The sequence below is a fragment of the Marinobacter sp. X15-166B genome (assembly GCF_001752365.1).
In the GTDB taxonomy this organism is placed as follows: Bacteria; Pseudomonadota; Gammaproteobacteria; order Pseudomonadales; family Oleiphilaceae; genus Marinobacter.
In genome coordinates this window covers 1,248,250-1,272,241 of the sequence record NZ_MEIY01000001.1, presented here as the reverse complement: position 1 = coordinate 1,272,241, position 23,992 = coordinate 1,248,250, and the positions used below count along the sequence as shown (strand labels likewise).

Sequence of the window (23,992 nt, the reverse complement as noted above, 5' to 3'; positions counted from 1 at the left end):
AAGGCGTGCAGCCACTGGGCCAAGGTTTCTGTATTCTGAACTCAGCCCATCATCAACCGGAGCAATATCATGACCATTAAAATCGGAATCAACGGTTTCGGCCGCATGGGGCGTTTGACCCTGCGTGCGCTCTATGAACAAAAGGACGTCGAGCTGGTACACATCAACGACCCCGCCGGCGATGCGGCCACCCTGGCACACCTGCTGAATTTCGATTCGGTGCATGGACGCTGGCAATACGAGGCCACGGCCGACGGCGAAGTAATGCAGATCGGTGACCGGCGGGCCACGGTCAGCCGCAACACGGCCATCGCAGCAACCGATTGGTCCGGCTGCGATCTGGTGATTGAGGCCTCCGGCAAGATGAAGACACAAGAGGTGCTCCAGGCCTATCTGGATCAGGGGGTGAAACGGGTGGTGGTCACCGCACCGGTGAAGGAAGAGGGGGTGCTCGATGTGGTCATGGGGGTCAACGATCATCTGTATGACCCGGCAGTGCATTCGATCGTCACCGCGGCCTCCTGCACCACCAACTGTCTGGCACCGGTGGTCAAGGTGATCCACGAGCAGCTGGGCATCAGGCATGGCTCCATGACCACCATACACAGTATCACCAACACCCAGACCATTCTGGATGCGCCCCACAAGGATCTGCGCCGGGCCCGTGCCTGTGGCCTGAGTCTGATCCCCACCACCACCGGCTCGGCCACCGCGATCACCCGGATTTTTCCGGAACTGCAGGGCAAGTTGGACGGTCACGCTATCCGTGTGCCGCTGGCTAACGCCTCGATCACCGACTGTGTGTTTGAAGTCGAACGAACCACCACCGCGGAAGAGGTCAACGCCCTGCTGAAAGCTGCGGCCGGGGGGGAGCTGCGTGGCATTCTGGGCTATGAAGAACGCCCGCTGGTGTCGATCGACTACCAGACGGATCCGCGCTCCAGCATCATCGATGCGCTCTCCACCCTGGTGGTGCATGGCACCCAGGTAAAAATCTACGCCTGGTACGACAACGAATGGGGCTACGCCAACCGTACCGCGGAGCTGGCACTGAAGGTGGGACGCGCGTAAATGCTGAGCCAGCTCACCCCCGCCATCCGTCAGTATCTGGTGGTGACCGGCAATTACTGGGCCTTTACCCTGACCGACGGCGCGCTGCGCATGCTGGTGGTGCTGCACTTTCATGGTTTGGGCTATGCACCGCTGGAAATCGCGCTGTTGTTTCTGTTCTACGAAATCTTCGGGGTGATCACCAATCTGCTGGGGGGCTGGTTGGGGGCTCATCTGGGCCTCAACCGCACCATGAACGCGGGGTTGCTGCTGCAGGTGGCTGCCCTGGCCATGTTGCTGGTGCCCGCCGCCTGGCTGACCGTGCCCTGGGTGATGGCGGCGCAGGCGCTGTCCGGCATCGCCAAAGACCTGAACAAGATGAGCGCCAAAAGCTCGATCAAGCTGCTGGTACCGGCGGATGCGCAGGGCAAACTCTATCAGTGGGTGGCGATTCTGACCGGCTCCAAGAACGCGCTCAAGGGCGCGGGCTTTTTTCTTGGTGGGGCCTTGTTGATGGGGTTGGGGTTTGCCGGTGCCGTGGCATCCATGGCCACGGCCCTGGCGCTGGTGTGGCTGTTGAGTCTGGTGCTGCTGAAAGCGGAGCTGGGTAAGGCCCAACACAAACCCAAATTCCGCGACATTCTCTCCAAAAGCCCCGCCATCAACATTCTGTCGGCGGCGCGGATGTTCCTGTTCGGTGCCCGGGATGTCTGGTTTGTGGTGGCCTTGCCGGTGTTTCTGGCGCAGACCTTGGGCTGGAACCACAGCCAGACCGGTGGCTTTCTCGCCCTGTGGGTGATCGGCTACGGCCTGGTGCAGGCGCTGGCACCGAAATTGACCGGCAAGGCGGCGGGCAAGGTTCCCGACGGCCGTGCTGCGACCGGCTGGGCGGCGTTGCTGACCCTGTTACCGGGGCTGATCGCGCTGGGACTGCTGTTTGAGCTGGACCCCGCCACCGTGCTGATCGGCGGCCTGCTGTTGTTTGGCGCGGTGTTTGCCGTTAACTCCTCGCTGCACAGCTACCTGATTGTCAGCTATGCCGGCCGGGACGGGGTCTCGCTGGACGTGGGTTTCTACTACATGTCCAATGCCATGGGGCGCCTGCTCGGAACCTTGCTGTCGGGCTGGGTGTTTCAGCTGGCCGGTCAGGGCAGTGCCGGGTTGCAGGCGTGTTTGTGGATCTCCCTGGTGTTCCTGCTGCTGGCGACCCTGATTTCGATCAAGCTGCCGCGCCTGCAACCAGCGGTTTGATCGGTCGCCCGCGGTGCCTGACCCGCAACAGGGCGTCAATTGAATAAAGGGGGGGATTCGGCGGTAAGCAGATCCGACCGACTGCCTGCGTATTTCATAACAGCCAGCCTTTCCCTGAGTTGTGCCGCAAAGCGCGCGCTGGCGGCCTGGGGGATGGCGGCGGCGGTGGGAATCTCGGCGGTCAGGGGATCAACCGGGCGACCGTTGATGTGGAATTCAAAATGCAGGTGAGGGCCGGTGCTGCGTCCGGTATTACCCGACAGTGCAATGCGCTGACCGCGTTGTACCTGCACGCCTCTGCGGACCAGAATCTTGTGGAGATGGAGGTAGCGGGTGGTGTAGGTGCCGCCATGGTCAATGTCGATGTACTTCCCTGCATACGGATGGTTGCCAACACGCCGGACAATGCCGTCGCCGGTGCTGAGGATCGGGGTGCCTACCGGTGTGGCGAAGTCGACACCGTTATGGGGCGCCCGGCGCCCGGTGATCGGGTGTAACCGGTTCAGGTTGAAGTGTGAACTCACGCGGTAGGGCTTTTGGGTGGGCCAGCGCAGGAAAGCGGGGGTCACGCTCTCACCGTGTTCATTGTAGTAGTTGCCGTCATCAAACCGGAAGGCGTTGTGGGTTCTGGAGCTGCGCACCAGCGAGATGGCGTCGATCCGGGTGTTACCGGTACTGTGCTCGCCGGTCATTTCATGACCAAGGATTACGCTGAACTGGTCGCCGGCGCGCAGGTCTTTGCGAAAATTGAGCCCGTGCCCCAGCAATTGATCGATCAACAGAATCTGTGCCCGGCTCAGGCCCGCCCGCAGGGCTGATGCGTAAAAGCTGCCATTGATCGTGCCCCGCAGCACCTCGGTTACCCAATAGGTGTCGGCCTCGATGGCCTGGTGCACAAAGGATCCGTCCTGTTGCCGCGTATAAACGACTTTTCGCGCCGGGTCCAGGTGCAGGGTCAGCGCCGTGAATCGATCCTCTCCATCAAAGGTCAGGTCGAGCCGGGTTCCGGGCCTCAGGGTTTCCAGCGACAGGTATTCGGTGTCTGCCAATAAAATTTGCTGCAGATCCTCCAGGGGTGCCTGGTGGGCACGGAAGATGCGACTCAGAGCATCTCCGGGCCGCACCTGCCACGCCACGGTTTTATCCGCCGCGTGATCCGCTGTCTGACGGTTTTCTTCGACACGTGCCTCTTGGGCTGGCGGTTTTCCTGAATCCGGGTGCTCCCCGTCTGCCACTCCCGGTGCCGCCGGGCCTGACAGAGTTGATCGGGCTTTTGAGGGGGTCAGGCTGGTTACCAGCAGGACGGCCGCGCAGACTGCAAGCGTGAGTGTATGGAGCGCTGTAAAGGCGCGATATCGGTTCATCTTGGGGATCAATCCTGACGGTCCAAACAAGGTGTTGGGTGCTCGTGAGCCGCCCTCATGCGCCGGGTGACGGCATGGGCCGCATTCAAAACGACGAACAACAAGGCTACAACACAGACAATCGTCGGGCCAGTCGGCGAGTCGAAGTGGTAGGACAGCGTCAAACCGGACACGCTCGCACAGGCGCCAATGACGGCGGCCATCAGGGCCATGGCTTCCGGCGTTCGGCTGAAGCGGCGGGCGCTGGCGGCCGGTATGATCAGCATGGAGGCAATAAGGAGTACGCCCACCACCTTAATAGACACCGCCACCACAATGGCCAGCGCGATGGTCAGCACCAGCTGTTCCCGGCGCGGCGAAATACCGCTGGCCAGCGCCAGATCCGGGCTCAGGGTCGACAGCAGCAGGGCGGACCAGCGATAACCGACCAGCACAAGCACCAGCAAGGCGCCGCCCCAGATGATGGCCAGGTCGGTCCTGCCAACCGCAAGGATATCGCCGAACAGATAGGCCATCAGATTGATGCGCACGCCAGACAGAAACGACACGGCGACCAGCCCCACGGCCAGCGCAGAGTGGGCCATGACACCCAGCAGCGTATCCATGGCATAGCCCCGCCCGCTCAGGGTCGAGACGGTCACCGCCATCAGCAGGGAGATGAGCAGCACCCCGGCAAAAATGGGCGTGGACAAGGTCAGCGACAGGGCCACGCCCAGCATGGCCGCGTGGGCGGTGGCGTCGCCGAAATAGGCCATGCGCCGCCACACAATGAAGCAGCCCAGAGGCGCGGCGGCCAGTGACACCCCAACGCCGGCCAGCGCCGCCCTGATCAGGAAGTCATCCAGCATCACCCGGCCTCCCGCATGGCACCAGCGCAGTGGCTGTGCTCCCGGTGGTTATACAGCGCCAGTGCGTCCTCATCGTCTTCAATCCCGAACAACGCACGAAACTCCGCAGAGCGGCCGACCTCGGCCGGTTGACCCTGGCAACGGATATGGCCGTTCAGGCAGATCACCCGCTCGGACCGGCGCATCACCACCTGCAAGTCATGGCTGACCATGATCACCGCGCAATTCAACGCCTGCCTGAGCCGGTCTATTTGCCGATAGAAATCGGCCGAGCCGCGCCGATCCAACCCCTGGGTCGGTTCATCAAGCAGCAGCAGATTGGGCTCGGCCAGCAGCGCTCTGGCCAGCAAGAGTCTCTGCAGCTGGCCCCCCGACAAGGACATCAGTTGCTGGTCCTGCAGGTCGGGCACGCCGGCATTGGCCAGGCTGGACTGGATGGCGGCGGCCGGTGCCCGCTGGGGCAATTGCAGAAAACGCTTGACCGTCATGGGCAGGGTGTCGTCGATGTACAGTCGTTGGGGCACATACCCGATCGACAGTCCGGGCGCACGGATGATCTGGCCCGTGGACGGGGTCAGGGCGCCGATGAGCGTCCTCAGCAAGGTGGACTTGCCCGACCCGTTGGGGCCAATGATGGTCACGATTTCGCCGCACTGCACCTGAAGGTCAATATTGCGCAAGATCGGCACCTTGCCAATCTGCACGCACAGGTTGCGGGTTTGAATCAGCATTTAAAGCTCCTGTATCGACGGCGGTCACCCGCTTGGCCGCCGGCCGCTGGGTTAAGGCCTGGCCGCCGACGGGTTCTCAAAATACGAAGTATGTTATAACATAACGATTCTTGCGTCACCTACACCGACGCTGCAACCCCCAAAACCGTCCAGGAGATTCCGATGGTCCGTCCGATCTTGTTCGCAGGATTAACGCTCTGCCTTTTACCCGTTTACAGCTGGGCTGCCGCGCCCCGAGTGGTGGTCGATATCGCGCCGCTGCACTCCATCGTGAGCGAAGTGATGAGTGGCGTTGGCGAGCCCAAACTGTTGATTCAGCCGGAGGCGTCGCCACACAGTTATTCACTCAGGCCGTCTGAAGCCGGAGCCCTTGCTGAGGCTGAGGTGGTGTTCTGGATCAGCGAAGAACTGACACCCTGGCTGGAGAACCCGCTGGCCAATCTTGCCGGTTCGGCAACCAAGGTGGAGATGCTGGAGCTGTCGGCGACGGTCAAGCACGAATACCGGGAAGGTGCCAACTTCGAGGAGCACGACCACGGTGATGATGAACATCACCACCATGGAGACTATGACCCCCATGCCTGGCTGGACCCCATGAATGCAAAAGTATGGGCCGCGCAGATTGCCCAGGTGCTTTCCGGGGCGGACTCAGCCAATGCCAACGTCTACCGCCAGAACGCCCGGGCTTTTGCTGACGCCATGGATGAGCTGACGGCCTCACTGAACGAGCGTGCCCAGCGCCTCGAGGGCATCCGGGTGATCGTTTTCCATGATGCCTACCAATACTTTGAGCGTCGTTTTGGGTTGCCAGTCGCCGGCGCGATTTCGCTGTCGGATGCCTCTGATCCGAGCCCGGCCCGCATTCGGGAGATTCAGACCATGGCAAAAGAACTCGAGGTGACCTGCGCCTACAGCGAGCCGCAGTTCAATCCCGGTCTGATCAAAACCGTCTTTGAAGGTTCCGAGGTGACCACCACCGGCATTCTGGATCCGCTGGGTGTGGCCATCGAGCCTGGCAAGGGCTTTTACCCGCAGTTGCTGAACAGCTTGATGGCCAGCCTTGAGCAATGCCGCTCGTAAGTAACAGGTGAGTCAGTCGCTGGGGTCTGTGCGGGCCGTGGAAGAGGTATGCACAGCCCCTGGCCTGACCAGAAAACGTGAGAGTGGCTCTACTTTGAACCAACCAAAGCAGGCTTAGCATGAACCAAGACCTACCGGATGTAGCCCGTAATGAAACCCCGCACATCCACGCCCCGCTGGAGTGGGTCGGGATGAGCCGGATTGATATGCCCCTTCATCTGCACGAACCCGGTTGCGCGGGGCCTGTGCATGCCATTGTGGACGCTCAGGTTAATTTGCCTGCGGTGACGGTCAAGGGCATTCACATGTCGCGGATCTATACGATGCTCGATGACCTGTCTCGCCGGGAGGCGACAGGCCCCGGGGATCTCAACAGGCTTCTGGCACAGATGGTTGACAGTCACCGCGACTGTGACACCGATGGTGCGAGGGTGGTGATGAATTTCAGTCTCCTCGCCAGGCGCCCGGCACTGCGCTCACCGGAGCTGGCAGGCTGGAAGGCCTACCCGGTCCGGCTGGAGGCAAGGTTGGAGCGGCAGTTGTTCTCTTTGCGAGCGTCGGTTCAGGTGGAGTATTCCTCGACCTGTCCCTGCTCGGCCGCCTTGTCCCGGCAATTGGTGGCTGATGGATTCAGGAAGGCTTTCCCTGCAGGTCGCGGGCTGATGAGTGCGGATGTGGCCGCTTGGCTGGAACAGAATGCCACGCTTGCCACCCCCCACAGCCAGCGCAGTGAAGCCTCGGTCAGTGTCGATATTCCCGTCACCAAGGGGAATTTCGGCCTGATGACGCTCATTGAACAGGTGGAGAGGGTTCTGGCAACACCGGTGCAGACCGCCGTCAAGCGAGCGGATGAGCAGGAATTTGCCCGGCTGAACGGTCAGAATCTGATGTACGTGGAGGACGCCGCGCGGCGCATCCAGCACGCCCTTGCGGGCTGTTACGACAACCTCCATACCCACGTCCGCCATCTGGAAAGCCTGCACTCCCATGATGCCGTGGCATCCGCCGGTGCATGTTCTGTCGTTGCAATGTAACGCTCAGGAGAGCCAGTCAAGCCCCAACACCCGGCATGGCAAGTCGTCAGGCGCCGGCGAACAATGGACGAGGCCCTCATTATCTGCGCACCGAGGTCGAGCAGTCCTTTTCTAACACCATCAGTGACACGGACCTGATTATTGGTACCCGCAGTGGCCAACTCAATTTGCTGTTGTACACGGTGTTTCATATCGGCGACGCTACCAACAACCTTCGGTGGCCGACTTTCCAGGCGCTCCAAAAGGACAAGCGCATCGACTGGTTGATTCCCATCTCACGGGGTGACAGTTACAAGGGCTATCGGGTAGTCGCCACCGAGCAGGCATTCATCGCGCATTTCCGCTATGGCCGGGGGGAGCCTCTGAATCTGGCCGGTGGCCGCACCAGTATTTCGAACCACACAGACACTCCCGTTACGGTCACCGGCATTTTGGAGGCCACGGGCACGCCGGTGTATCCGCCAGAGCTACTGGGTTGTTCTGGCGGTCACGTTACGATCACAGCGGGTTGTTGCTATGCCCGCCGTCCACCACGATGACCGAGCCGGTCATGTACGAACCGGCGTCACTGGCTAGCAGCAGCAACGGCCCGCTCAGCTCGTCCAGAGTGCCTAATCGGCGCATGGGCACTTGCTGTTTGATATAGTTTTTACCGGCGTCGGCATCAAAGAACTCGCTGTTCATTTCGGTCTTGAAATACCCCGGCGCTATGCTGTTGACCCGTATCTTGTAGCGCGCCAACTCGATGCTGAGCGCCTTGGTCAGCTGTACGACACCGGCTTTGGCCACCGCGTAGTGACTGAGCCGGGCGGCCACCCGCAGCCCCAGAATGGAGGCAATATTGATGATGCAGCCGGGCTGGTCCTTTGCAATCAGTCGCTTGCTGGCCTCCTGAGCAATCCGCCAGGCGCTTTTCAGATTGGTGTCCATCATCGTATCCCAGGCCGCTTCGCTGGTGTCGAGAAAGGCCCGGGGATCGCCAATACCCGCATTATTGACAATGACGTCCACCGTGCCCAGCTGCGCCTCTGCCCGGTCAAAAGCGGCGACGATGGATGCGGCATCGGTGACGTCCATCGGTACGGCGAGTGCGGTACCGCCGTCCGCGGCGATGTCTGCCACCAGGGCGTCCAGCCGGTCCTGACGGCGAGCCGCCACCACTACCGCGGCCCCCCCTCTGGCCAGTACCCTGGCAAAGTGTTGGCCCAGCCCGCTGGACGCCCCGGTGACCAGCGCGACCTTGTTGTGCAGTGAAAAACAGTTGTCCATGTTCGGTACCCTTTTGTCTGGCTCACAGGTGGTTAACAGACGTCAAACAACCCGGCGGCGCCCATGCCGCCACCCACCCACATGGTCACCACCACGTACCTGACCTTACGGCGTTGACCTTCCGGGAGCGCGTGCCCGACCATCCGTGCGCCACTCATTCCGTAAGGGTGGCCAATGGAGATGGCACCGCCGTTGACGTTGAGGCGATCGTTATCGATGCCGAGGGTGTCGCGGCAATAGCTGATCTGGCACGTAAACGCCTCATTGAGTTCCCACAGTCCAGCGTCATCCACTTAGAGGCCATGCTGTTTAAGCAGCTTGGGCGCAGCAAGCACCGGGCCTATCCCCGTTTCTTCAGGGGCCAGGCCGGCGACGGCTATGCCCCGGTAAACGCCCAGTGGTTGCAAGCCCCGCTGTTCCGCGAGTGTCCGTTCCATGATGACACAGGCAGAGGCCCCGTCGGACAACTGACTGGCATTACCAGCGGTGATAGAACCTCCCTCAATCACCGGCCGGCGCGGTAACCAGCGTAACCCGTTTGCGCGGTGCCTCAGCCGCCAGTTCCGTGAGGAGTGGTCGCTCAATCGCCGTCTGAGCGGGTGTCGGGCAGGTAGGTTTGGATTTAATGGTCAGCATACCAGCCATCGAATGGCCTGCGGGCGGTGCAGCTTTGCCGGTAATAACGAGCCTAGGCACTCCGGCTACGCCAGTGCCATGGGACACCGTGCGTCAATATAATATCTGCGGACGAACAGACGTCCTTCCCCGGGTATCTTGCGATTAAAGAACGTCTGGCTTCTATCATGCGCTGGAATGCGCTTGCCATGGTAGTTCGTGCCAACAAGGTTTACGACGAGCTGGGTAAAGGGCAACGTCAATGAGGCCATCATCAAGGGCATGTACCACTTCAGCTCCCGTGTACCGGATCAGCCCCGCGGTAAAGCCCGTTTGTTAGGCTCCGGCACGATCATGCTGGAAGTGCTTGCGGCTGCCGAGCTGTTAGCCAACGACTGGGAGATTGAGTCTGAAATCTGGAGTGTGACCAGCTACACCGAGCTGGCACGGGACGCGCGCGACGTTGAGCGCTGGAATCGCTTGCACCCGGTCGGGGAGCAGCGGCGGAGTCATGTCAGCGAATGCCTCAACGGTGACATCCCGGTTGTGGCCGCTTCAGATTAAGTGCGCGCACTTCCTCAGCTGATCGCGTCCTATATCCAGCCCGGTTATACCGTGCTCGGCACCGACGGCTACGGTCGCAGCGATACGCGGGCCGCACTGCGGGACTTTTTTGAAGTGGATCAGCGACATATTGCTATCGCGACCCTTGCTGCCCTCGCGCAACAGGGGGTGGTCGGCCCCCAGATGTGTGCGGAGGCGATCGAAAAATACGGCGTGGATGTCGACGCGACACCATCCTGGGAGGCGTGAAAATGAGTGCAATGATAAACGTGCGGGTTCCTGATATCGGTGGTGCCGAAAATGTTGAAGTCATCGAGTTGATGGTTCAGCCGGGGGAGTCGGTAAAAACGGAACAGGGGCTTATCACGGTGGAGACCGACAAGGCGACCATGGAGATTCCCGCACCTCAAGCTGGACTGATAAAAGAAATCAAGGTCGAAATGGGTAGCAGAATCAGCCAAGGCGATCTGATTGCAATGTTGGCGATTGCGGAGGAAGCCCCCGTCCCCATCTCCGAGATCGATATGGGTGTGTCCGAAGAACCCTCGGTACCCAAGCGACAGTCCCGTGACCAGTCCCCACTGCAACCGGACATTATCAGCCAACCGGATTCAGGCGCGGCTGGCGCGGCCAAAGGATTGCCCTATGCGTCCCCTTCCATTCGCAAACTGGCGCGCGAACTGGAGGTGCCCTTGGCCAATGTCACTGGAACCGGCGTCAAGGGTCGCATCACCAAAGACGATGTCTTTGCCTACGTCAAAGAGTTGATGTCGGGCCGGGCGCCGGCTCCAGCGACGGAGCATGCCAGCACTGGATTTCCGGGGCTGCTGCCCTGGCCGAAAGTGGATTTTGAGCAATTCGGTCCGATTGAGCGGCGGGAATTGCCGCGTATTCGCAAAATCAGCGGGGCAAATCTGCATCGCAACTGGGTGACCATCCCTCACGTTACCAACCATGAAGATGCCGATATCACGGAGCTGGAAGACTTTCGTGTGCAGTTGAACGGGGAGCATGCGCAGGACGGGGTAAAGGTCACCCTGCTGGCCATGTTGATTAAAGCCAGCGTGGTGGCCTTGCAGAAATTTCGGAATTCAATGCAAGTCTGGATGGCGAGGAAGTCATCCTGAAAGGTTACTACCATATCGGCTTCGCCGCCGACACCCCCCAAGGCCTCGTGGTGCCTGTGGTCAAGAATGCAGATAGAAAGGGAATTCTCGCCATTGCCCAGGAGGTTCGTGAGCTCGCCGCACAGGCGCGGGAGGGCAAACTGAGTTCTGCCGACATGAACGGCGGTTGTTTCACCGTTTCTTCTCTGGGAGGTATCGGTGGCACGTATTTTACGCCGATTATCAATGCACCCGAAGTTGCCATCCTAGGCGTTTCACAAGCCCGGCACCAACTGGTCTGGAATGGCGAAGCCGCGGAGCCACGGTTGATCTTGCCCATGAGCCTGAGTTGGGATCATCGTGTTTTGGATGGTGCCGCCGCCGGGTGCGATAACCCTTTGCTTTTCAGACGCCAATCCATCAATGTCCGCGCTGGCATTCTTGGCTTAGCGTTGCTGTCCCTTGGGCTCTCGTTGTACTAATTTTTCAAGCTTCTGGTTTTAAATGGTTTTCTGAGTCTGTATGTAAGGACGTGTGGGCGTGACGCAGGTGCAGGCAAACAGACGCAGGTCAGGGTGTCTCTTGTTCCAGGCTGGGCCATAGAGGGCGGTTAATGGCCTGTTCCGCGAGCGTATTGGCGGTTTCACGGGGGACGTGCATGGGCTGGCGCGCGAAAGCGTGTGGAAGATCAGTTCGGCGCAGGAATATTGGCGCTGATTGGTCACCTTCGATTTTTAGCAGATCATTAGCATTGGGATCATGTCGTTTAAGAACCGGTCGGTGAACGCCAGCAAAGCGTTGCCGCACCATCGTGATCAACTGATCCCGCGCATGGAAGCACGGATTCGTGCTCAGCTCTCGCAGTTCTGGCTGGAGTCGCTGGAGCGCTGAGGGGTGCGCCGTATCGGTCCTCTTACCTATCAGTTTCCCTTTAAAAAATGATCATCAGTCCGCCGTAAAAATTGTAAATTCTCGATTTCCAGGGCAGTGCGATCGGAGGTGCCACAAGACAGTTTGAATCCAATTTGTATCCTGTGCATCCAATATCTCCTTTTTTGGCAATTATATGTTGAACTAGTGGTCGTTTTGGATACTATAGCCACAGAATAAATTCAAAAAGGGTTGATTTATGAGTGTAGTCGTACTGGTTACCGGTGCTGCCGGGGGAATTGGGCGAGCGGTATGTGAGCGTCTGGCTGCCGATGGGTTTGGCGTTCTGGCGGCTGACCTTGATATGGATGCGGTGCAAGACGTTGTCAGTCAGCTTCCCGGGGAAGGCCATCGTGCGACGACGCTGGACATCACCCAGGAAGAATCGGTTCAGGCGACGTTTTCCGACGCAGAGTCTTTGGGCGCGCCCATTGCCCACGTGGTGGCCGCAGCGGGCATTCTGCTCTTTGGTCCTGACGGCGACCGTCCCCCGCTCACCAGCATCACCCTGGGCGACTGGCAGTTGACCCAGAATGTAAACTCAACCGGCACTTTTCTCCTGCTGCGGGAATACCTTCGCAGTGCAACCCGCCACCCGATCAGCAACGGCCGTTTCATTGGCTTTTCGTCCGTCGCCGCGCAGCTGGGTGGCTACCGTTCCAGTTCCGCCTACATTGCCTCCAAAGGTGCCGTCATGGCACTGATCAAGGCCGGCGCCCGTGAAGCTGCGCCCCTTGGTATCACCGTCAACGCCGTCGCTCCCGGGCTCATCGATGCGCCCATGCTGAGGCAATCCTTAGACACCCGCAACGACGCTCAAGTCAGCGCCAACATTCCTTTGAACCGGATCGGCACACCGGAAGACGTGGCCGGCGCCATTTCGTTTCTCATTGGACCGGACGCCAGTTACATCACGGGCGCGGTGGTCGACGTGAACGGTGGCTATCGGATGCAATAGGGCCAAGCGCTCATTCTGCTGTGTGAACGGGAGAAACAACTATGAACGGCATTAGATATCTTACGCATGTGCTGGGTGTGTTGGCCGGAACGGCGGTGGCGCTGATGATGGTCCACATCATGGCCGACGTTTTGGGGAAATACCTCTTTAACCAGCCAGTTCCAAGCACCGCCGAGGTGGTCGCGAATTATTACATGATTGCGACAGTGTTCCTTTCGCTGGCTTACGTGGAGGCGCGCGGCACCGCGATCTCCGTAGACCTGGTTTACGACCATGTGGGCCCCGTCGCACAGCGATTGATGCGCAAGATCGGACAGATCGTGACCCTGGTGTTTTATGTTGGTTTCGGGTGGTTGTCATGGGAAATGGCCCAGCGCGCGTACCGGGTCAGCGAGACGGTGGACGGCCTGTGGCGAATCACGATTTGGCCTGCCAAATTTCTCCTGCCCCTAGGGTTGGCCGTCGCATGCCTGGTCCTGATTTTCAAAATTTTTGGCCGCGACCCAAATAGTAACGGTCACGAACAATCGCACGAACTGTGAAGGGCGTATCATGGAACGCATCGAAATAGGTTTTATTGGTATCGCCATTGTCCTCGGGTTAATCGGAATTCGTGTGCCGATCGGCGCGGCGATGGGTGCTACGGCGTTTTTCGGCATTTGGGTCATGATGGGCTGGAATGTCGCCGCGGGGGTGACCCGCGCAATCCCCTACAACCTGATCGGGGATTGGAATCTGTCGGCTATCCCCATGTTTTTGTTGATGAGCTTCATCGCCGTCGAGGCCGGACTGTCGCGGGGGCTGTTTGGGGCCGCACGCGTGTTGTTGAACTGGTTGCCGGGAGGGCTCGCCTCCTCCACTGTGGTCGGGGCCGGTTTGTTTGCTTCGGCCTCGGGGTCGTCCGTGGCTACGGCCGCAGCGTTTTCCCGCATCTCCTCTCCGGAGATGCTGAACGCGGGCTACAACAAGGGACTGGCGACCGGCAGTGTCGCTGCCGCGGGCACGCTGGGCGCGTTGATTCCGCCGTCGGTGCTGATGATCGTATTCGGGATCATCCTCAATACTCCGATTAATGCGCTGTTCATTGCCGGCATTATTCCCGGTATTCTGACCGCGGTTATGTTCATCGCGTTGATCACTGTCCGCTGCATCATCAACCCTGATCTCGCCCCCAAGACCAAGTTCGATGTCAGCGCAGAGGAAAAACGCGCGCTGATCGCCGATGCGTGGCCCTTGCCCCTGCTCATTGCAGCGGTCATGGGAGGCATCTTTACGGGTATCGTCACGCCCACTGAGGCGGGTGCCGCCGGCGCGTTCCTCGCCCTGTTGCTTGCGCTGCTGCGTCGGCAGATGAGCTTCGCCATCCTCAAAAAAACTGCGATCAGCACGGCAGCGGCATCCGCTGAGATTTTCATCGTGGTGTTGGGGGCGGCGCTGTTTTCCCGCTTTATCGGCCTGGCCACCATCCCGGACTGGGTGATCGGTGCCTTCGTCGGGTTTGAAACCTGGCAATTGTTGCTGCTGATCTGTGTGCTGCTGGTGGTTCTGGGCGCGTTTCTGGAGTCGATCTCCATCATGCTGTTGACCCTGCCTATTCTAGGGCCACTGCTGGGGGCTCACGACGTCAACTTGATCTGGTTCGCCATCATTGTGGTGAAACTGCTGGAAATCGGATTGATGACCCCGCCCATGGGCATGAACGTTTTCGTCATCAAGTCCGCTTTGGGTAATCAGGTCCGGCTGGGCGAAATTTTCAGAGGCGTCAGCTGGTTTGTGGTGATTGATCTGATCACTCTCGCTCTCCTGCTGATGTTCCCGATGATTACCCTGTGGCTACCCGGTTTGATGTAACGACAGATTCGTTACCCAACAATTCGAAATCGCATACTGCTTACTAACCAGAGGAGTCAAACAATGAAAACAAAACTGTTGTCCGCCATCTCGTTGCTCGCGATCACAACGTTTTCTCAGGCCGCCACCTACCAAGCCACTACCTGGCTGACGCCCGGCCATGTGCTCACCGAATACGGTTATGTCCCCTATCTAGAGGACATCCAAACCGCCACCGAAAACGATGTGAATTTCGAATTGTACACTTCGGGGGCTCTGGTGCCCGCGCGCACCACTCTGGGCAGCGTGGGCGATGGTGTGGCCCAGCTCGGCCTGGTGGCTGCGGCTTACACCCCGTCTGAATTGCCCTTGTCGGGGATGGTTATGGATCTTGCATTCGCGGCCACCGATGCCCTGGCGACGGCCATCGCCTTCACCGAATTGTCCATGACCAACGAACGTTTCCAGCGAGAATACACCCAGCATAATACGGTAACGCTGGGGGCCTACTCGACGCCGGTGTACCTGATTGCCTGTATGTCGGATGTGCTCAGCACCGACGACATTCGTGGTAAGAAAGTGCGCACCGCAGGGACGGCACAAAACGAATGGATAAGTTCGCTGGACGCGGTGCCCGTGGCAGTGCCCAGCACCGACATCTACTCCGGTCTCGAGCGTGGCTCGGTAGACTGCACCCTGCTGGACGCGACCAATCTGGAAAATGGCCCCAAACTCGGCGAGGTAGTTCGCAGCCTGACCATGCTGGATCAGGGCACAGCGATTGGCATGTCCTACGTGTTCAATCAGGATTTCTGGAGAGACATCGGCGCCGAGAATCGTCGCCGGATTCTGGATGTCACCGCCAAAGCGATTGCGGTGAAGCAAATCAACTATGAGACGCAGGTCGAGGCGTCCCTGAAGAAGACCCGGGCTCGCGGCGTGAGCGTCAACCAGCCGGACCAGAGTCTGGTCGATGCGTTGGACGCGTTCCGCACCCAAACCCTGGCAACAACACCTCAGCGCACGGCCAAAGAACGTCGCATCGCTGACCCGAGTGACGTGGCGCAGGAGTACCTGACACTGGAACAAAAGTGGAAGGACCTGCTGGACGATGTTGACCGCAATGACGTCGAGGCGGTCGCGAACCTGATGCATCGAGAAATATTCGACAAAATTGACGAACACAGCTACGGACTTTGAGCCACCGGGCTCCGTGGGTACGCTCACGCCCAAGGGGGACCGATTTAGACTCCAGATTCAGCCCCAGCTCTCCTTTTGCCCCCCCGGACACGGTGTTCGCGGGCCAGCGGGAGCGACAACGACAATCAAAGGCGAAGACATCATGCCAGATTTACCCCCATCGACCGCCATTGTGACCGGCGCAGGCTCCGGCATTGGCCGTGCGGTCGCCCAGCGATTGGCCCTGGAGGGCCATGACATAGTTGTGGTCGACCGGACCGCCGAATGCGCTCAGGAAACGGTGCGCCTGCTGACCGACGCCGGTTACACCGCACGTGCAGTCGTCATGGACATCACCAACGAAGCGGACACACAGGCACTCATCAGCGAAACGGAAAATCTGCGCGTGCTGGTGAACAACGCGGGCATTTTCAACACCCGTGATTTCGACGAACTGACCACCGATGACCTGCGCACCATGAACGAGGTCAATCTGGTGGCCATGTTCACCCTTTGTCAGCAGGCGTCGCGGGTTTTGCCGGAGGGGGGACGCATCGTGAATCTGGCCTCCCGCGCTGCGTTCGGGGCCCGCAACTGCGCCCATTACGTGGCGTCAAAAGCCGGTGTGGTGGGCCTCACCAAAGCTCTGGCCCTTGAACTGGCGGAGAACCACATCACCGTGAACGCTATTGCCCCCGGTGTCATTGCGACCGACATGCTGCTGGAGCGCGCGGAGGGACTTGAGGGGCTGCGCGTTCAACAACCAACCGGAAAGCTCGGAACCCCTGAGCATATTGCGCACGCGGTTGCCTTTTTTGTCGATGCTCGTGCTGACTACATCACCGGCCAGATTCTGGTGGTGGATGGTGGCCGTTCGGTAGGCGGTTCTGCAACCTTTTAAGGAGATTGTGATGAAGCTTCAACTCAAAGACCTGTCGGACCGTACCGCCATTGTGACCGGCGCGGGACAAGGCATAGGCGCGGCCATCAGTGAAGCCCTGCTGGCGGTAGGTGCCCGCGTTGTCGCAGTGGACCGGGACAACACGGGGATCGATGCGATGGCTGAGGCCCACCCGGGAGTGATCGCCGTCCAAGGGGATGTGACGGACGAAACCCTGCCGCAGCAGATCGAAGCCGCCCTCGACGAAATAGGGTTGCAGGTCGATATTCTGGTCAACAACGCGGGTGTGGCACGGGGTGCCCACGCCGTGGATACCAGCGACGAAGATTTCACCCGCTTTTACGAGATCAACGTGTTGGGTCTGTTTCGGCTGTCCCGTTGGGCGGTTACTCGCATGATGCAGTCGGGCGGGGGCTCCATCGTCAACACTGCGTCCATCTTCGGAGAGATCGGCGCCCAGAATTCGTGTGGCTATTCCGCCTCCAAGGCGGCCGTCATCGGGCTGACCCGGCAGATGGCCAATGACTTCGGCCCCAACGGCATCCGTGTGAACGCCGTGGCCCCCGGGCTCATCGAAACCCCGCTAACAGCCGAGCGTATTCGCACCGAGGCCTGGCGTCGCCAAGTGATGATCGAAGGCGCGCCCCTGCGACGGGCCGGTCAACCCGATGATGTTGCGCGCGCGGTGCGCTTCCTGGCGTCGGAAGAAGCCGCCTTTATCACCGGTCAGGTGTTGGCGGTAGACGGTGGCTGGGCGATGGGTCGATATCCACGTGAAGAGGCCATTCATGCGTCGAATTGATCGCCCCGACCTGCCCGAGCGCTGCGACCTTCTGGTCGTTGGCTCAGGCGCGGCCGGCATGGCCGCCGCCATATCCGCTCACCATCATGGGCTCAAACCGGTCATTATTGAAAAAGCCGGGGTGTTCGGAGGCTCCACCGCCGTCTCCGGGGGCGCCATCTGGGTGCCTTGCAACCCGATTGCCGCCGCCGACGGGGTGCAGGACACCCCCGAATCCGCCCGGCAGTACCTGCAGAATATGATCGGCGACGGGTTCAATGCCGAACTGGTGGATGCGTTTCTCGCCAAGGGCCCGGAGGCGATCGGTTTCTTCCATGAGAAGACAGCGCTGAAAATGTCCTACCGCGAACTGTCTCCCGATTACCATTCGGACGCCGAGGGCGCGGCCGAAGGGGGCCGGGTCCTGGACGCGCTGGATTATGACGGCAAAAAACTGGGCAAAGAACTCTACCGGATGCGCCCGCCCATCGCCGACTTCACCATTCTGGGGGGCATGCCTTTGGGGCGGCCGGACATTTTCCACTTTCTGCGCTTGACGAAGTCGCTGGAATCGGCGGTCTATGCCACCAAAACCATTGCCAAGTACGTCCTAGATCGCTTGACCTGGCGTCGCAATACGCGTCTGGTGATGGGCGCGGCAGTCTCCGGCTGTCTGGCCGAAACCGTATTTACACTGAACATCCCGGTGCTGACCGACCATGAGCTGATCAAACTGGATCAGGACGAGAACGGTCGGGTGCACGCCGCTGAGGTCAAGACGCCCAAGGGGCTACGGCGCATCGAGGCAAGCCACGGGGTGGTGCTGTCCGCAGGCGGCTACCCACAAAATGCCGCCCGCCGCGCTGTCACTTTCGAACACGCCCGCCACGGGCTGCCGCATTACTCGATGTCGCCGTCCGCGTCCACCGGAGGCGCCATCAACGCGGCCGAAGCGGTGGGTGCGGCCTTCGTCGACAGCAACACCAACGGCGGCTTCTGGACGCCGGTGTCGCTGCTGCGCAATAAAGACGACTCGGTGCGGCCATTCCCGCATCTGTTTTTGGATCGAGCCAAACCCGGGGTCATAGCGGTCGGTCATGACGGCCAGCGCTTCGTGAATGAAGCGTCCAGCTACCATGACTTTGGGCAGGGCCTGATCGCTAAATTGATGGACAGTGGCCAACACTCGGCCTGGCTGATTGCCGATCAGCGCGCTATGCGTCTCTACGGGCTGGGGGCCGCGCATGCCTATCCGGCGCGGATTGGCAAGCATATCGACAGCGGTTATCTGAAACGCGATACCACTCTGGAAGGACTGGCGAGCCAGTGCGGGATTGCCCCCCAAGGACTGGCCACTACGGTGGCCGAGTTCAACGCCGCCGCGGTGCGGGGCGAGGACCCGGCGTTCGGCAAAGGCTCGACCAGCTATCAGCGCTATCTCGGCGACCCAGAGAACACCCCCAACCCCTGTTTGAGAGCCCTGGAAGGTCCCTTCTATGCGATCGAAATTTTTGCGGGGGATATCGGCACCTCCATGGGACTCGATGTCACGGCACAGGGCGAGGTGAAGGACTATCAGGGTCAGGTCATTCCCGGGCTGTACGCCTGTGGCAACGACGCGAACTCGATCATGTCGGGTTCGTATCCCGGGCCGGGAATTACGCTGGGCCCCGCACTGACGTTTGGCTATATCGTCGGTCAGACGGCGGCAAAGGAGCGCAATTAACGCAGAAACGGGGATACCAAGCGGACCTACTGAGCTATGACGCGTCTGACGCGCCATAGCGGTAGCATTTCGCTAATCAAAAATGATTAAAACAACTACGTGCTTACTCTAAAAAAGGCATCATATAATGAGAAAAACAGTGTTTTCCGCCGTCTCACTACTGGCATTCGCCACCGCCACTCAAGCGACTAACTATCAGGCAACCACCTGGCTTGAGCCCAGTCATGTACTGACCGAATACGCGTATGTGCCCTACTTGGAGGCGATCAAATCAGCGACCGACGGCCGCGTAGATTTTGAACTGTATACGTCTGGGGCGCTGGTGCCCGCAAAAACCACACTGAGCGGCGTGGGAGATGGTGTGGCCCAGCTGGGTCTAGTGGCCGCGGCCTATACGCCCTCCGCCTTGCCTCTGTCGGGTCTGATCAACGATCTGGCCTTCACCGCCACGGACCCAATGGCGACGGCGCTGGCGTTCACCGAATTGGCGATGACTAACCCGCGATTCCAGAGCGAGTATGCGCAGCATAACACCGTCACCCTTGGTGCCTATTCGACCCCGGTTTATCTGGCCGCGTGTATGTCGGATGTGGTCAGCACCAACGATATTCGCGGTATAAAAGTGCGCACAGCGGGGACGGCGCAAAATGAATGGATCAGTTCGCTGGGGGCGGTGCCCGTTTCAGTCCCCAGTACCGACATCTATTCGGGGCTTGAGCGGGGCTCGATTGAGTGCACCTTGGGGGACGCGACTAATCTTGAGAATGGCCCCAAACTCGGGGAAGTTGCGCGCAGTTTGACCCTGCTCGATCAGGGCACCTCGCTGGGCATGACCTATGTCTACAACCAGGATTTTTGGCGTGATATAGGTCCCGACAATCGTCGTCTGATTCTGGACGTGACCGCCCGGGCGATTGCCGTGAAGCAAATTAACTACGAGGCTGAGGTTAACGATTCACTGGCTAAAACCCGGGCTCGTGGTACCCGATTCAATGAGCCGGATCAGAGTCTAGTCGATGCCCTCGCCGAGTTTCGCGCCAACATTGTCGAAACCTACCCGAAACGGACCGAGGTCGAGCGCCGTATCCCTGACCCTACCGACGTGGCACAGGAATACCTGAAGTTGATGGAAAAGTGGCAGGGGCTGCTGGTCGACATCGACCGCAGTAACGTTGATGCGCTAACGAAACTGATTCATGACGAAATTTTCGTCCAGATCGACGAAAAGACCTACGGCATCTGAGGTGCCATACCCCCGAAGACGCTGAGTCATCTTCGGGGTGTTTCCCTTTCCTGTTTCCCTTCCGTTTGACCCGGTTCGTGCGTCGCTTTCCGGGACCGTAGTATCCAAAAAAAAGGGCACGGTCTCCCGGCTTAGTGCCAGGAATCCGTGCCCGCTTCCTTAAAGCGTTTTTACTGGGGCGCGTCTGTCTGCGCCTCCGGTGCCGCCTGCGCAAAAGCGGGCAACGCCCGACAATTGGTCGCAATTTCCTGGATGCGCGGGTAGGGCGTCAGGTCACACTCGAAACGTTCCGCGTTATAGACCTGGGGCACCAGACAGAGGTCTGCCAGGGTAGGGGTATCCCCATGGCAGAAGTCACCACTGCCGGCCTCACGGGACAGCATCGCCTCGAGGGCGGTGAATCCCTCGGCGATCCAGTGACGATACCAGGCCAGCTTGGCCTCTTCGGTCGCGTTCATTTCCCCCACCAGGTACTTAAGCACCCGCAGGTTATTGAGAGGGTGAATTTCACAGGCCACGATCTGGGCCAATGACCGCACCCGGACCCGCCCTTCGGCGTCGGCCGGTAGCAGGGGCTTTTCAGGGTGCTTCTCGTTCAGGTACTCGCAGATCGCCAGCGACTGGTTGAGCACCTGGCCGTCCTCGACGACCAGGCTGGGCACCAGGCCCTGGGGGTTGCGCGCCCGGTTGGCGTCGCCGTGTTGCTCGCCCTTTACAAGATTCACCGGAACCTGATCGTAGCTCAGGCCCTTGAGGTTAAGGGCGATACGCACCCGATACGCCGCCGACGAACGGAAGTAACCGTAGAGTGTGGTCATCTTGCCTCCCTTACTTGGGCTCGTATTTGACGACTTGCTGGTCGATGGTACCGAACACGTTGTTGCCGTCGCGGTCAAACATCTCGATACGCACCCGGTCGCCGAAACGCATAAACGGCGTCTTGAATTCGCCGTGTAGAATTTTCTCAACCATACGCACCTCGGCCAGGCAGCTGTAGCCTACGCCGCCATCGACCACGGGCTTGCCGGGGCCGCCGTCGGGGTCCGGGTTGGAGACCGTACCGGAACCAACGATGGCGCCAGCACCCAGGTAACGGGTCCGCGCTGCGTGAGCCACCAGCTGCGGAAAGTTGAACACCATGTCGGGGGCAGCTTCGAGCTCACCGAATTTTTCGCCGTTGAGGTGCACAGTCAGGGGCAGGTCAACCTTACCGTCGGTCCAGGCGTCGCCCAGCTCGTCCGGAGTCACCGCGATGGGCGAGAAGGAAGATGCCGGCTTAGCCTGGAAAAAACCAAAGCCCTTGGCCAGTTCGCCCGGAATCAGACCGCGCAGACTGACGTCGTTCACCAGCATCACCAGCTTGATGTGCTTGGCCGCCTCTTCGGGGGTCACCGCCATGGGCACGTCGTCGGTGATCACGGCAATTTCACCCTCGAAATCGATGCCGTGGTCCTCGCTGACTGCTTCGATGTCTTCAGTCGGTGCCAGGAACCGGTCGCCACCGCCCTGATACATCAGTGGGTCGGTCCAGAAGGACTCGGGGACTTCGGCGTTACGGGCCTGGCGCACCAGCTTAACGTGGTTGAGGTAGGCGGAACCGTCGGCCCAATTGTAGGTGCGGGGCAGGGGGGAATGTAGAGTGCTATGGTCCAGATCGAACGCCTCGTCGGCATTGCCCTCGTTGAGCTGGGCGTAAAGCGCCTCCAGCTTCGGGGCGAGGGCGTCCCAGTTTTCAATGGCCTGCTGCAGGGTGGCAGCGATGCCGGTGGCACGCACCGCGCGGGTCAGATCTCTGGAAACGACGAGAAGTTCGCCGTCGCGGCCGGTGTTGAGGGTTGCTAGTTTCATGCTTGATCCATCCTTCTTTTCATGGGAAACAGGTTACGGACAAGGAGCTGCGGAGGAGCAGAACCCCTCCGGTGCACGTTGCCGGCGTGTTCTTTACGGTGTGCTCGGGTCAAAATGGGCGCTCAGGGAGGCCCAGACATCCACGTAATCGCGCTGGCGATATTCCGCCTCAAGCGCCGCCTCGGAGGGGTGGAAGACGTAACGGCTCTCAAACATGAATGCCAGGGTATCGCCCTGATACTGTGGAGTGAGCTCGGAATTGGAAGCCTTCTCAAAGGTGTCGGCGTCCGGGCCGTGGGGCGACATGCAGTTATGCAGACTGGCACCACCGGGTAAGAAACCATCGGCTTTGGCGTCGTACACCCCATGCACCAGCCCCATGAACTCGCTCATCAGGTTGCGGTGGAACCAGGGGGGGCGGAAGGTGTTCTCGGCCACCATCCAGCGCGGCGGGAAGATGACAAAGTCCAGGTTGGCCATCCCTGGGGTGTCGGACTGTGACGTCAGCACGGTAAAGATCGACGGATCCGGGTGGTCGAAGCTCACCGTGTTGACGGAATTGAAGTGGGCCAGGTTGTATTTGTAGGGCGCGTAGTTGCCGTGCCAGGCCACCACGTCCAGCGGTGAGTGTCGCAGGCGGGCTGTCCAGAAGCGACCGGAGAATTTGGCCACCAGTTCGAAGTCACCGTCAAGTTTTTCGTAAGTAGCCACTGGGCTCTGGAAATCGCGGGGGTTGGCCAGACCGTTGGCGCCGATGGGCCCCAGTCCCGGCAGTTCGAGGGGGGCGCCATAGTTTTCACAAATATAACCGCGGGCGGCGTCGACACCGGCGGCGCGGCGCGCCTGGAATTTGACCCCGCGCGGTATCACCGCAATCTCGCCATTGGCCACGTCCAGTTCACCAAACTCGGTGCGCAGTCGCAGAGTACCCAGCTGAGGAACGAATAACATCTCACCGTCGGCGTTATAAAAGAAGCGTTCGGTCATGTCTAGGTTGAACGCGTAGACATGCACACCCACACCTTTCTGGGTGTGCGCGTCGCCGTTGACGGCAATGGTTTGCAGGCCGTCGATGAAGTCGGTGGGCGTGGTTGGCAGTGGTGCCGGGCCCCAACGCATCTGGTTGGGGTCGGCGGCGGGGCTGGCCAGAGGTGAGGTGTGTACCCGATGGTTCTCAACCGGTTGGTAATTGCTCTGAACCACTGACGGGCGGATCCGGTAGAGCCAGCTTCTCAGATTCTGATGACGGGGTGCAGTAAAGGCCGAACCGCTCAGCTGCTCTGCGTATAAACCATAAGCACACTTTTGCGGAGAGTTCTGACCCTCAGGAAGCGCACCGGGCAAAGCCTCGGTGGCAAAATGATTGCGAAAGCCACTCTGGTAGTCGAGTGTTTCGGTTGTCATGGATGTGTCCCCTTTTTCTGAATTCTTTGTCGTGGTTATTGCGGTGCAGGGCTGGCCGCCGAGTCGGCCTGGCGCTAATCGCAGATGGCCGACCCTTCCCTAATTGTTTCAGCGAGCCTCGCATTGTAGTTTCAAATGAAACAGTATGTCTAGCGGGGACTGCTTGAAATGGACGGTCGGGTGGTTGGTAAATTGTGCTTGGTAGGCTGCATTGGTGACAGTTTGCTGACTTTGAACTGGCGCTTCACGTTTTTATGGTTGGTTGTTAATGAGAGTAGTT

Annotated in this window: 21 protein-coding genes and 3 pseudogenes; 16 read left to right on the top strand and 8 right to left on the bottom strand. The window is 59.8% G+C overall.

Annotation, left to right across the window (positions count from 1 at the left end; all coding sequences use genetic code 11):
- The first annotated feature begins 69 nt into the window (after positions 1-69).
- The gene (locus BG841_RS06060; protein ID WP_070056837.1) at positions 70-1,071 is read left to right on the top strand and encodes an ArsJ-associated glyceraldehyde-3-phosphate dehydrogenase; all 1,002 of its coding nucleotides are present in this window, start codon (positions 70-72) and stop codon (positions 1,069-1,071) included.
- Positions 1,072-2,301, top strand: a complete 1,230-nt coding sequence (gene arsJ, locus BG841_RS06055; RefSeq protein ID WP_070056836.1) for an organoarsenical effux MFS transporter ArsJ — start codon at positions 1,072-1,074, stop codon at positions 2,299-2,301.
- Between the two features lie 35 nt (positions 2,302-2,336).
- Here arsJ and BG841_RS06050 read toward each other — a convergent pair whose 3' ends face one another.
- From BG841_RS06050 to BG841_RS06040, 3 genes are read right to left on the bottom strand one after another with little or no spacing between them, the layout of a single operon-like run.
- Positions 2,337-3,665, bottom strand: coding sequence for a peptidoglycan DD-metalloendopeptidase family protein (locus BG841_RS06050; protein ID WP_083260192.1), 1,329 nt, complete (start codon positions 3,663-3,665; stop codon positions 2,337-2,339).
- Positions 3,666-3,673: 8 nt separating this feature from the next.
- Positions 3,674-4,513: a metal ABC transporter permease gene (locus BG841_RS06045; protein ID WP_070056835.1), complete on the bottom strand. Its 840-nt coding sequence runs from the start codon at positions 4,511-4,513 to the stop codon at positions 3,674-3,676.
- Complete coding sequence (locus tag BG841_RS06040; protein WP_070056834.1) at positions 4,513-5,244, bottom strand: metal ABC transporter ATP-binding protein; 732 nt, start codon at positions 5,242-5,244, stop codon at positions 4,513-4,515. Before BG841_RS06040 ends, BG841_RS06045 begins: the two co-directional genes overlap by 1 nt.
- Before the next feature lie 162 nt (positions 5,245-5,406).
- Between BG841_RS06040 and BG841_RS06035 the strand changes: the two genes are divergently transcribed.
- The 3 genes from BG841_RS06035 (at position 5,407) to BG841_RS06025 (ending at position 7,897) form a co-directional block, all read left to right on the top strand.
- Positions 5,407-6,324, top strand: coding sequence for a zinc ABC transporter substrate-binding protein (locus BG841_RS06035; protein WP_070056833.1), 918 nt, complete (start codon positions 5,407-5,409; stop codon positions 6,322-6,324).
- Between the two features lie 119 nt (positions 6,325-6,443).
- Positions 6,444-7,358 carry a GTP cyclohydrolase FolE2 gene (gene folE2 / locus BG841_RS06030; protein WP_070056832.1) on the top strand — a complete coding sequence of 305 codons (915 nt, stop codon included), beginning with the start codon at positions 6,444-6,446 and terminating at the stop codon, positions 7,356-7,358.
- A gap of 35 nt (positions 7,359-7,393) precedes the next feature.
- Entirely contained in the window at positions 7,394-7,897 is a 504-nt protein-coding gene (locus BG841_RS06025) for a hypothetical protein (RefSeq protein ID WP_070056831.1), read from the top strand.
- On the opposite strand, the gene BG841_RS06020 is transcribed toward BG841_RS06025, so the two are convergent.
- Together BG841_RS06020 and BG841_RS06015 are read right to left on the bottom strand one after the other, a co-directional pair.
- Complete coding sequence (locus BG841_RS06020) at positions 7,857-8,627, bottom strand: SDR family NAD(P)-dependent oxidoreductase (protein ID WP_070056830.1); 771 nt, start codon at positions 8,625-8,627, stop codon at positions 7,857-7,859. The genes BG841_RS06025 and BG841_RS06020 overlap by 41 nt on opposite strands.
- A 32-nt stretch (positions 8,628-8,659) precedes the next feature.
- Positions 8,660-9,142, bottom strand: a pseudogene (locus BG841_RS06015) (acetyl-CoA C-acyltransferase); the annotation flags it as partial.
- Between the two features lie 358 nt (positions 9,143-9,500).
- Between BG841_RS06015 and BG841_RS17305 the strand changes: the two are divergent.
- The 11 genes and pseudogenes from BG841_RS17305 to BG841_RS05950 all read left to right on the top strand — a co-directional run.
- Positions 9,501-10,055: pseudogene (locus tag BG841_RS17305) on the top strand (transketolase-like TK C-terminal-containing protein); the annotation flags it as partial.
- Positions 10,056-10,057: 2 nt separating this feature from the next.
- Positions 10,058-11,394: pseudogene (locus tag BG841_RS16705) on the top strand (2-oxo acid dehydrogenase subunit E2).
- A gap of 277 nt (positions 11,395-11,671) precedes the next feature.
- The gene (locus tag BG841_RS17540) at positions 11,672-11,803 is read left to right on the top strand and encodes a hypothetical protein (RefSeq protein WP_265733883.1); all 132 of its coding nucleotides are present in this window, start codon (positions 11,672-11,674) and stop codon (positions 11,801-11,803) included.
- A 238-nt stretch (positions 11,804-12,041) separates the two neighbouring features.
- The gene (locus tag BG841_RS05985; protein ID WP_070056824.1) at positions 12,042-12,800 is read left to right on the top strand and encodes an SDR family NAD(P)-dependent oxidoreductase; all 759 of its coding nucleotides are present in this window, start codon (positions 12,042-12,044) and stop codon (positions 12,798-12,800) included.
- A 41-nt stretch (positions 12,801-12,841) separates the two neighbouring features.
- Entirely contained in the window at positions 12,842-13,342 is a 501-nt protein-coding gene (locus BG841_RS05980; RefSeq protein WP_070056823.1) for a TRAP transporter small permease subunit, read from the top strand.
- Positions 13,343-13,352: 10 nt separating this feature from the next.
- Positions 13,353-14,651 (top strand): TRAP transporter large permease, encoded by a 1,299-nt coding sequence (locus BG841_RS05975; protein ID WP_070056822.1) that lies wholly within the window; start codon positions 13,353-13,355, stop codon positions 14,649-14,651.
- A 63-nt stretch (positions 14,652-14,714) separates the two neighbouring features.
- On the top strand, positions 14,715-15,830 hold the full coding sequence (locus BG841_RS05970) for a C4-dicarboxylate TRAP transporter substrate-binding protein (RefSeq protein ID WP_070056821.1): 1,116 nt from the start codon (positions 14,715-14,717) through the stop codon (positions 15,828-15,830).
- A gap of 142 nt (positions 15,831-15,972) precedes the next feature.
- On the top strand, positions 15,973-16,710 hold the full coding sequence (locus BG841_RS05965; RefSeq protein WP_070056820.1) for an SDR family NAD(P)-dependent oxidoreductase: 738 nt from the start codon (positions 15,973-15,975) through the stop codon (positions 16,708-16,710).
- Positions 16,711-16,720: 10 nt separating this feature from the next.
- The gene (locus tag BG841_RS05960; protein WP_070056819.1) at positions 16,721-17,512 is read left to right on the top strand and encodes an SDR family NAD(P)-dependent oxidoreductase; all 792 of its coding nucleotides are present in this window, start codon (positions 16,721-16,723) and stop codon (positions 17,510-17,512) included.
- A complete protein-coding gene (locus BG841_RS05955) occupies positions 17,499-19,217 on the top strand; it encodes an FAD-dependent oxidoreductase (protein WP_070056818.1) in 1,719 nt (572 codons plus the stop codon). The genes BG841_RS05960 and BG841_RS05955 overlap by 14 nt, the downstream gene beginning before the upstream one ends.
- A gap of 127 nt (positions 19,218-19,344) precedes the next feature.
- Complete coding sequence (locus BG841_RS05950) at positions 19,345-20,460, top strand: C4-dicarboxylate TRAP transporter substrate-binding protein (protein ID WP_070056817.1); 1,116 nt, start codon at positions 19,345-19,347, stop codon at positions 20,458-20,460.
- A gap of 170 nt (positions 20,461-20,630) precedes the next feature.
- On the opposite strand, the gene maiA is transcribed toward BG841_RS05950, so the two are convergent.
- The 3 genes from maiA to hmgA all read right to left on the bottom strand — a co-directional run bounded on the left by maiA (position 20,631) and on the right by hmgA (position 23,712).
- Positions 20,631-21,278, bottom strand: coding sequence for a maleylacetoacetate isomerase (gene maiA, locus BG841_RS05945; protein ID WP_070056816.1), 648 nt, complete (start codon positions 21,276-21,278; stop codon positions 20,631-20,633).
- A gap of 10 nt (positions 21,279-21,288) precedes the next feature.
- The gene (locus BG841_RS05940) at positions 21,289-22,308 is read right to left on the bottom strand and encodes a fumarylacetoacetate hydrolase family protein (RefSeq protein ID WP_070056815.1); all 1,020 of its coding nucleotides are present in this window, start codon (positions 22,306-22,308) and stop codon (positions 21,289-21,291) included.
- Positions 22,309-22,401: 93 nt separating this feature from the next.
- Positions 22,402-23,712: a homogentisate 1,2-dioxygenase gene (gene hmgA, locus BG841_RS05935; protein WP_070056814.1), complete on the bottom strand. Its 1,311-nt coding sequence runs from the start codon at positions 23,710-23,712 to the stop codon at positions 22,402-22,404.
- Positions 23,713-23,992 lie beyond the last annotated feature (280 nt).